At 51.3% G+C, this 9045-nt stretch carries 14 protein-coding genes and 1 tRNA gene; 7 read left to right on the forward strand and 8 right to left on the reverse strand.

The genetic code is table 11. From position 1 onward, the window contains the following. The first annotated feature begins 139 nt into the window (after window positions 1-139). Window positions 140-496, forward strand: a complete 357-nt coding sequence (locus WC488_03395) for an S-adenosylmethionine decarboxylase (GenBank protein MFA5077447.1) — start codon at window positions 140-142, stop codon at window positions 494-496. 56 nt (window positions 497-552) lie between these two features. Then, a complete protein-coding gene (locus WC488_03400; protein MFA5077448.1) occupies window positions 553-1017 on the forward strand; it encodes a hypothetical protein in 465 nt (154 codons plus the stop codon). 147 nt (window positions 1018-1164) lie between these two features. Here the strand turns inward: WC488_03400 and WC488_03405 are convergent, their stop codons facing one another. From WC488_03405 to WC488_03425, 5 genes are all read right to left on the reverse strand, one after another. Continuing rightward, entirely contained in the window at window positions 1165-1662 is a 498-nt protein-coding gene (locus WC488_03405; protein ID MFA5077449.1) for a hypothetical protein, read from the reverse strand. 36 nt (window positions 1663-1698) lie between these two features. Further along, window positions 1699-1800, reverse strand: a tRNA-Val gene (locus tag WC488_03410). 13 nt (window positions 1801-1813) lie between these two features. Continuing rightward, the gene (locus WC488_03415) at window positions 1814-2365 is read right to left on the reverse strand and encodes a DUF655 domain-containing protein (GenBank protein ID MFA5077450.1); all 552 of its coding nucleotides are present in this window, start codon (window positions 2363-2365) and stop codon (window positions 1814-1816) included. Window positions 2366-2381: 16 nt separating this feature from the next. Beyond that, the gene (locus tag WC488_03420; protein ID MFA5077451.1) at window positions 2382-2699 is read right to left on the reverse strand and encodes a hypothetical protein; all 318 of its coding nucleotides are present in this window, start codon (window positions 2697-2699) and stop codon (window positions 2382-2384) included. Then, entirely contained in the window at window positions 2696-3001 is a 306-nt protein-coding gene (locus WC488_03425; protein ID MFA5077452.1) for a 50S ribosomal protein L21e, read from the reverse strand. Before WC488_03425 ends, WC488_03420 begins: the two co-directional genes overlap by 4 nt. Before the next feature lie 137 nt (window positions 3002-3138). Between WC488_03425 and WC488_03430 the strand changes: the two genes are divergently transcribed. Next, window positions 3139-3696, forward strand: coding sequence for a TATA-box-binding protein (locus tag WC488_03430; GenBank protein MFA5077453.1), 558 nt, complete (start codon window positions 3139-3141; stop codon window positions 3694-3696). Between the two features lie 2 nt (window positions 3697-3698). Here the strand turns inward: WC488_03430 and WC488_03435 are convergent, their stop codons facing one another. Together WC488_03435 and WC488_03440 are read right to left on the reverse strand one after the other, a co-directional pair. Next, window positions 3699-4400, reverse strand: a complete 702-nt coding sequence (locus WC488_03435) for a ribosome assembly factor SBDS (GenBank protein MFA5077454.1) — start codon at window positions 4398-4400, stop codon at window positions 3699-3701. Window positions 4401-4454: 54 nt separating this feature from the next. After that, the gene (locus tag WC488_03440; protein MFA5077455.1) at window positions 4455-5489 is read right to left on the reverse strand and encodes a hypothetical protein; all 1035 of its coding nucleotides are present in this window, start codon (window positions 5487-5489) and stop codon (window positions 4455-4457) included. A gap of 103 nt (window positions 5490-5592) precedes the next feature. Here WC488_03440 and rpl1P point away from each other — a divergent pair, with 103 nt between their 5' ends. The 4 genes from rpl1P to WC488_03460 all read left to right on the forward strand — a co-directional run bounded on the left by rpl1P (window position 5593) and on the right by WC488_03460 (window position 8073). Continuing rightward, window positions 5593-6222, forward strand: coding sequence for a 50S ribosomal protein L1 (rpl1P, locus tag WC488_03445; protein ID MFA5077456.1), 630 nt, complete (start codon window positions 5593-5595; stop codon window positions 6220-6222). A 10-nt stretch (window positions 6223-6232) separates the two neighbouring features. After that, a complete protein-coding gene (rplJ, locus tag WC488_03450; GenBank protein MFA5077457.1) occupies window positions 6233-7114 on the forward strand; it encodes a 50S ribosomal protein L10 in 882 nt (293 codons plus the stop codon). A 15-nt stretch (window positions 7115-7129) separates the two neighbouring features. Continuing rightward, entirely contained in the window at window positions 7130-7435 is a 306-nt protein-coding gene (locus WC488_03455) for a 50S ribosomal protein L12 (GenBank protein MFA5077458.1), read from the forward strand. A gap of 125 nt (window positions 7436-7560) precedes the next feature. Continuing rightward, window positions 7561-8073, forward strand: a complete 513-nt coding sequence (locus WC488_03460; GenBank protein MFA5077459.1) for a hypothetical protein — start codon at window positions 7561-7563, stop codon at window positions 8071-8073. Window positions 8074-8079: 6 nt separating this feature from the next. Here WC488_03460 and WC488_03465 read toward each other — a convergent pair. Then, window positions 8080-9045 (reverse strand): tripartite tricarboxylate transporter permease (locus WC488_03465; GenBank protein ID MFA5077460.1); only part of this gene is annotated, 966 nt, incomplete at its 5' end.

Genomic DNA, 9045 nt, shown 5'->3' on the forward strand with positions numbered 1-9045 from the left:
GGGAACTGCCGGATATTCTTGCGGAAAGGATAGAAAAGCTGGAGCAGGAGATGAAAAACCTGAAGGAACGGAAAAACTAAACCTGCGGCAAAATTTCCGAAGCATCATCAATTATATTTTTTTCGCACATCTCTAACGTATGCGAGATATTGCACCCCATATAACCAGGCAGAGGTTAGTTGTAGAAGGATTTTTCGAAATACCCGTCCGAAGAAAAACCATTCTTGCTTTTTTCAGGGGAATCACAAGAGAGCTGGGCCTGCACACCTATGGGAAACCCACCATACACGCCACGGGGAATATTGGAAAAGCGATAAACCAGGGCTTTGACTCTTTCGTTCCGCTCATAGATTCCGGCATCGCGCTTTATGTGTGGGGCAACGCAAAATTCTTCTCAACCGTGATTTACACCTGCAAGAAGTTCGACAGCAAGAAAGCGGTAAATTTCACGAAGCGCTTCTTCAAGTCGAAGAGAATGGTGCATAGTTCGTTCTAATGCGTGCTAAAGCGCAGCCGGCAAAGAAATAAAAAACACAACTCCTTAATCCCACTATGGGAATCCGCATTTTCGCTGTGTTTGCTTTAGTTCTAGTGCTTATGCTCGGGTGCATACAGCCCCAAATAAGTTCGGCAGTGCCGGCTGATTTGGAAATAACCTACGGCTACGGCGCGTGCCACGCTGAATGGGGCCGCACCACATTAACCATAGACGCAAAAGGCCACGGAACTTCCGGGAACGAGGGCGGCCAGGGCATGGACGCGCTCGTGAACCTCATCTCCAAAAAATCATTCACGCTCAGCGAGAAGGAGCTCCTGGCGCTCCTGAACGGAATCGAGTCCAGCGGATTCTATTCCCTCGGGGATTCCTATTCCGACCTGTTGGTGCAGGACGGGAGCTGCTCTTTCATATCCGTAACCAAGAACAACTCCACGAAAACGGTTTCAGTTTCCAACACCGCTGCACCGGAAGCGTTCTCTAAAGCCGCGGACCTGATAAGCGCTGCGTCAAGCAAATGATGGGCCCGTCCAGATTCGAATGTCAGCCCAAGAGGGCTTCGCCCCCTTAGTCCGACACCGCCCAAACCCCCTTGAAAAATGAAGTAATCACTTCACTGGCGCAATTCCACTCCAAAATAGGACGTATATTTCCGTGCGATTCGAAACCTAATTTTTAACGAGAATTATCCCATATATACCTTCGGCTTCAGCAGGGAGTAACATAGTTAGATTATCGATTTTTTGTATCTTAATAGTGTAATTCTGATATTCATATGGTTGCCAAATAAGTTCACTATTTCTTATCGGTTGGTCAAATTCAATCTTTTGTATTTCGAAGCTATTTGCGCTTTCATTTGCAACAAAACCAAATACGTGTCCCACTTTTTCCCCATCTTGATATAACCCCGTTGATTCTCGTATGCCTAATGTTTCTTTGTCCGTTATGATAGTAACATTGACATCCCCCTCAACCTTTCCAATAACAAAGCCTCCACTTTGATTCTGTGTATTAATCAGGTAAAATTCGTTTGTCGAGGTGTTGTTTACAATAACCCCTGCTACTATGATTGCCGACACCCCCAACAATAACGGAAGCAAAATCTGCGTGAACCAAGGATTTTTCCAGATTCCTGCATTCGCCCTCTTTTCTGGCCTTCCATCCACGGTATCACCTTTCCTAAACGAAACAGATTCAGAATATGGGCCCGTCCAGATTCGAACTGGAGATTTTCTGCGTGTAAGGCAGACGTCTTAACCATTGCCGGTCTTTTACAAGCGTAAAAAACTCTCGACTACGAGCCCGAAAATTTAAAAATCAGAAAGTTCTCATCGAGAACGGCTTTATGAAGAGGTAATGCTTCTCCTTCCCCTCCAGCTCCCCCATTATCCTGTGCGCGAACATCAGCGCAGGGTCCGCAATCGAGGGTATGCGCTTCTTCACGTCATCGAAATTCTCGAACGGCTTCTTCTCCCTCTCGTTCAGCAGGGACTCCAGGTGCTTCTTCCCAACCCCTGGCAGCAGCTCGAGCTGGTGCACCCTCATCGAAATGGGTCCTGCCTTGTTCAGGAAATTCACGAACTCCTGCTCGTGCTCAGCTATTGCCGACCTCATTATCACGGACAGGTTCTCCTTGGCGTTCTGTGTAAGTTCCGAGTAGTTCAACTTGCCCTTTATCCTGCTCACTTCGTTCCTCTGCTCCTTTCCTATGTAAACCTTCTGCCCTATGGAAACGGTAGCTTCGGGCTTGAGCGTTGCTTCGAGCAGGGTGAAAAACTGGCCCCCCACCATCTGAACCAGGGGCTCGCGCCTCACGTCGCTGGACCTCCCTCCCGGGAGATATTCGACTATCCATGCGTTCTCCTCCATCCTGCCCACCAAAATTTCATTTGAAAAGCTTCACTATCTCTTCAGCCTCCTCCTGGCTCAGGTCAATCTTGTCTTTCTGCACGAGCGTCCGCACAGTTTCAATGTGCTTCGGCGAGACGTTGGCCAGGCTCACCGCGGCTTCGCGCGTGAACTTCTTGTTCTTCATTATCTTGTCAACTAGCGCTTCGGCCTCCTTCCTGGTGCCCTTCGCGAATTTCTTGGCGTAGTCCTGCGCCTGTTTTTGTTCGTAGCCCAGCTCGCCCTCCTTCTCCCGGCCTTCCAATATGTCCTTCACTTCTGCCAGCGTTATCTGCTTGGTGCCGTTAACCTTCATTTGCTCACCTTCTTCGCTTTCCTCGCACCAGCTTTCATCATGTGCACCGGGCTGAGCACGAGCGTCTTCACGAGGCCGCCATCCGTTATCCTCACTATGTATGCTGTCCCCTGCTTCTTCACGACCTCTCCGCTTATGCCGTTGTACCTCGGGTGCGGCAGGCCCTTGAAATACGGGCCTATGGATATCACTATCCTCTCTCCAGGCCTGAACGGCTTCACGAAATCATTTGCGGTGAGCGTTCTCTTCTTTTTCGTGGATTTCGTTCCTTTGGAGAAAAATCCCCTTGACCTCTTAACCATATTTACCTACCTCTAACCATTAAGCTGAATGCAACAGAGTATTTTACTTTGGTGTCAGGGGTTTTTAAGCATTCTCTTTTTAAATCTTTTTAAATAAGCAACGCTGCTTATTCTCAAAAAGCGCACAGGGTGATAGCTTGGCAAAAGGTATCGATTTCGTCATTACCAACATCGTCTCCTCGGCCAACCTCGGGTTGGAGCTGGACCTTTTCTACATCGCCCAGAAAATAAAGGAAATTGAATACGAGCCGGAGCAGTTCCCGGGCGCGATACTCAAATTCAAGGAGCCAAAAGCATCGCTTTTGCTCTTCAAGAACGGAAAAGTGGTGTGCGTCGGGTGCAAAGACGAAGAGACAATAGCGAAGACGCTGGACAAGACCGTGAAGCTCCTCAAGCCCTACGCGAAGAAGATACTCACCAACAAGAAGCCCACATTCGTGGTCACCAACATCGTGGCGAGCGCGGACCTGAAGATGCCCCTGGACCTGTTCGCAATCGCGTACAAGGTAAAAGATGTTGAATACGAGCCGGAGCAGTTCCCGGGCGCGATACTCAAATTCAAGGAGCCCCGCGTTTCCATGCTGCTCTTCAAGAACGGAAAAGTGATTTGCGCCGGAGCGACCAGCAAGAAGCAGATAAAGGACACTCTTGTGAAAGCGAAGGCACTCCTGTCCAGGTACACAGGGAAGAAATAGGCTCATCCTATCTTTTCCACCACTTTCGTCTCGTTGTTCCCTGCAGTGAGCTTGTTTATCCTGTCGTAGAACTCTCCCTGCGCCCCTGAAGGGATTTCAACCAGCATTATGAGGCTTCCGTCCTTGGCCCACTCCTCCTTGACCATGCCCCAGCTCTTGAGCGCGCCGTAGGACTGGTGCGCGAACTGCGCCGGAATCTTCACCGCGACCCGCATCCTCTCGAACTTGAGCGGAATTATCGCCCGTATCTCCTTCAGAATGTCCGGCAACTGGTCCCGCGCGTCCCTGAACGGGTCCACGTGCACCTTCGCTTTTTCCAATGCCTCCTCAATCCTGCTCGCAGTGTGCGGCGCATTTGTTCTAGGATCAATAGTCTCGCGCACTAGTATGGAAACAATCTGCTTGTACTTTTCCTCCATCTTCTTCCTCTTCTGCTCTGTAGTAAGCTGTATGTTGCCCTTTTTGAGCATGATTTCCAGAATCTGCATTATGTCCGTAGTTCCGAAGGCCTTGTGGAGCGCCTCGCTCTTCGCCTTTTCAGCCTTCCTCGCGTCAAAATAAACCTCATCCACCACGAGTATGTTCCTCACGTCCGGCTTGCGCCCTTCCCTGTACATGTTCGCGAGCTCAGGGTCCACATAAACCTCAAAATTTACCCCGTTTACTTTCATATCAGCGATAATTGCCTTGTCGAGCGTAGTCATAAATATCACCAAAGTAGCTTACTGTGCAATTTCTTTAAATTTAATCAGTATGGCCTATTTTTTCCCTGCAACGTATATGTCCGCTTCAATCATAGTTCCGTTCCTGTAAAAATGGTGTGTGAAGTAGATGTTCCCTTCATCATCCAACGACGCTTCCCCTGCGAACTGGGAAATAATGAGTTCGGGCTCAGTCCAGCTTCCATTCACATTCCTGGAGCGGAGGACTGCCGGCGTTCCATTCACAGTCCTGGTGAGCCACAATTCCCCCCGGTCCTGGCTCAGGAACGGCCATCCTTCGTTTTCAGGGCTGTTCACAATCCCAACATTTTCCGGTTCGCCCCATTCCCCATTGACGTTCCTGCTGGCCCATATGTCCAGCATGCCTTTCCCCCCGCTCCTTGCGGAATGGAAATACATCTCACTCCCGCCGGAAGTTATGTGCATCTCCCCCATTTGATACTCCTTCATCAGTTTATCGCCCACGTATCGTATGTTCCTCCATTCTCCATTGGAAAATTGCGCAGTGAATAAATTCACTCCGCTGTAGCCTTCGCGCGCAGAGCAGAACCACATCATATTTCCCTGCACGAATCCGCATCCGTCCAGCGCGAGCTTCCCGGGCTCCTGAAGCACAACGCGCTCTGCCGTGCCCCAGCTTCCATCCGCCAGCTTTTTTGAGGCATAAATGCCCGTAACCCCGTCCAATAGCTGCTTCTCGGGAGGCACGCGCACGTCCGGGGTGAAAAAGAAATAGAGCGTGCTCCCGTCTGGAGTCGCGAACGCGGAATCCTCTGCGCCCGCAGTGTTCACCATCCCTGGAGCAGGAACCGGTGCTTCCCATTCATCCGAATGCATTATCGGGGGGTAAACATCCTCGCTAGGCATAACTTTCGCGATATCCAAGGGTATTTTGCTCTCGCGTGCGGGAAGAGGCTCGGTTGTGCTATTCCCGGATGAATCATCATTCGTATGATTCAAAGTTATATTCGAGGTGAAATTTGTTCCTTCTTTCGCCCCGCTTCCTGCGCATCCGCACAGTAAGAGCGCCGCAACCAACAGAATGACAATCGCACCACTGAAACCAGTCATAAATACCGCATCTAAGAAAACCCCATCCTTTAAAAACACTTCCCAGCATCATTTTTCCACAATCCGTTAGCACTACTCTTCGCGAGTAGGAGGAACGATTTACATGGACAAGAAAAAGCTCACAGAGGCCATCACCAAGGCTCTCGAAGAAAAAGGGAAAAGGAAATTCAAGCAGAGCCTCGAATTAATCCTGAACTTCAGGAGCATCGATTTCTCCAAGTCAGAGAACAGGCTCAACCTGGACATTGCGCTTCCCAAGGGAAAAGGAGCCAAGACCCCGAAAGTCGCGGTCGTAGGTGACGAAGGCATAACCGCCCAGGCGAAGAAGGCCGGCGCGGACCTGACGATACTTCCGAACGAGATTCCCGCCTACTCTGCGAAGGACAAGCTCTCCATGCTCGCAAACGAATATAGCATGCTCGCTCAGCCCAACCAGATGGCCACGATAGCTAAAAGCCTGGGGCAGTACTTGGGCCCGAGGGGGAAGCTCCCGAAGCCGATGGTGGGGAACGTGAAGGAGGCGATAGAGCGCGCCAAGAAGAGCGTGCGCATCGCATCCAAGGGCAAATACCTCCCCACGGCGCAGGCATTCGTGGGGACCGAGGAAATGCCCATGCAGGATCTCATAGAGAACGCCGAAGCGATTTACGAGGCGGTGAGGACCAAAATTCCAGAAGGGAACATAAAATCCACCTATGTTAAGCTCACGATGGGCAAGTCGGTCAAAATCTGATGTGATTCTTATGGTCAAGAACGCTAAAAAGGAAAAAACGCAGGGGGAAAAGAAGGAAAGGGTCGCGATTACGAAGAAAAAGCAGGCAGTGAGCGAAATTTCCGCGAAGACCAAGGAATACCCGACGCTCGCGGTTGTGACGCTGAGGAACCTGCCCGACGATTTGCTCCAGTCCTCGAGAAAGAAGCTCAGGGAAGCCGACGGGACGTGGGTGAAAGTTTCCAAGCTCGCGGTGCTGAAGCGCGTGCTCGATTCCGCAGGGCTCAAGGCCCAGGCGGACAAGATAAAGGACCCCTCGGTGCTGTTCCTCACCAAACACACTCCATACGAGCTCAACTCGTTCTTCAGGAAGAACAGGAAGAAAGTCGCCGCGAAGGCAGGCCAGATTTCCCCGTTTGAAATCGTGGTTCCGGCAGGGGACACGGATCTGCCTCCGGGCCCGGCGCTCTCCGAGCTCAAGTCCGCGGGCGCGGCCGTTCAGATAAAGGCAGGGAAAATAGCGATTACGAAGGATTCCACTTTAGCAAAGAAAGGCGAGACGATAACTAAGGCAAAGGCAAAGGCGCTCCAGATGCTCGGCGTACTCCCTTTTGAAGTGGGCGTGGAGCTAGTTTTCGCGTACGACGGAAAGTACATTTACGGCGCCGACGTGCTCAACATAGATTTGGATACCCTCAGGCCCGAAATACTCTCTTCGTTCAGGGACGCGCTCAACATGTCCATAAACGCCGCATATCCGACAGAGCAGAACATGGAAATACTGCTCAAGGACGCGTTCATACAGGGCAGCAACGTTTCCATAAACACAGGAATTTATTCTTCTAACTCGATGGAGCAGCTTCTCACCCTTGCCGTGAGGCAAGGTGTGGCCGTGTCGGGTTTGAACAAATGATGAAAAGGTGAATTTATGACGAAAGTAGATCCATATTTGCATGCGGTCCTGCTCCTCCACGGAGCCGGGAAGGAAGTGAACGAGGGAAACCTCTCCTCGGTGCTCAAATCGGCAGGCGTTGAAGCTGACGGGGCCAAGGTGAAGGTGCTCGCAGACGCGGTCAAAGGCGTGAACTTCGAGGATTTGCTCAAGAACGCGCTCGTTGTTGCGGCCCCTGCGGCGGCAGCTCCGGCAGCCGAAGCAAAGAAAGAGGCTCCTAAGGAGGACCCGGCCAAGAAGGAAGAGCAGGCGGCAGAAGGGCTCGCGAACCTCTTCGGATAATTTTTCTTTTTTCCCTTATTTTCAATTTTTTCGTTCGGCACAGCGTAAGCCCGTTTTTTGCGGTAGAGCATACATTTATATATAATTTCCCACATAATTCCAATGCTGTTTAGCGAGGTTATAAAATGCTTCAAAAAAGACACACCACTTCAGAACTCACCTCAATTCCCAAGGACTGCGGCGGCACGTTGAATAACCCACGAACGGATAAGTCAGTTCCAAAGCCAGTTGGAACGTACTCTGTATTGTCCGAGCCAATACGTTTGCTGAAGCACACCCACGGCGCGTCGGACAGGGGAGGAACACACTTCGGCGTGATTCTTCGGGCCCTGCAACTAACCAATCCGGACGCCTACGGCAATGCATTCGTGAGCGGAAGGTACGGCCTGCGTATGGACACGATTTTTTCTAGGGTGAGCGCCATTCTTGAAAAGCAGGCGAACCTACAAAAACTCACTGCGCAAGAAAAAACCGAGTATGCCTGCTTTTTGAACGCCCTGGTGCTCTTGGCGTCGATAGAAGGAGGGCAAACCCTCGCAACTATTATCGCAGGATTGAAAAATCCGGAGCACGCGAGAACAGTGCGCGATGTTCTCGAACGCGGACGCATTCCAGTCCCTCCGATGGAACAAGAATAGGCCGCGCTACGAAATCCCAACTAATAATAGTATCGTAGGGATTATTATCGCGGCCATCATCACAGTGCGCTCCACCCCAATTCTCACCGTCGCGTAGCCAACAGCGGATGAAAGCGCGAACACAAGCACTCCAAGAACCCCGTCAAGTATGAAAACGACCGCAAGCAGGTAGAGCGCGAGAATCCAGTTGAACCAGGAAAAATCCACCTCTGAAAGCCGACCCACATTTTTTCTCAGGATGAACAAGGCGGCTCCGGCAATGGCAAGCCCGAGGAAGAAATAGAACATCAGCATGTCCATATTTTCCCAGATTCCTATTATTTGCGAGAGATTCACAACCAGCCCGTGCCTCGCCTTCTCAATGCTCGCGCTGCTCGCGAGCGCGAACACGAACTGCCCTGCGTTCACCGCCGCGACCGTCGCAAGGTAGTTCTCGGTTTCAAACGCGATGAATATGGACGCGAAAGCCGCAATCTGCGCAGGAGAGCTTATCGCAGGTATGAGGTTGGCCATCCCCCCGAGCGCCACCCCCAAAGCAGAATATTTCAATATCCCGAACCCCACGTTTCCGTCCTTCTGCTTGGGCATCCTCTGCTTCCTGTAATTCAATATCGCGCCCATGGCAAAAAACCCTGAGAACAGCGGAAGGAACCCGTCCTGCATTTCCATGCGCAGCGCGTAAAACCCCAGCAACCCAGCCGCAAGGAAAACAACTGCCGCGAGAGCCGGGTTTTTCGTCCGGATCACAAGCAACAGCGAAGCGCCTGCGAGTATGTGCACTAGATAGGGCTGCACCAGGGCATAAGCTACCGGATAAAATTCTATTGCAAGCGGCACGAGCAGGAACGCGAGGAACGAAGCGAAAAGCGTGGAAACCACGGTGGTCTTGAGCGCCGCAATCCCGTTCCCCTCCATGGCCATCCGGTTCCCGGGCAGCACCGAGACAATCGTTCTTTCGTCCGGAATCCCGAA

The organism is Candidatus Micrarchaeia archaeon (genome assembly GCA_041650355.1).
In the GTDB taxonomy this organism is placed as follows: domain Archaea; phylum Micrarchaeota; class Micrarchaeia; order Anstonellales; family Bilamarchaeaceae; genus JAHJBR01.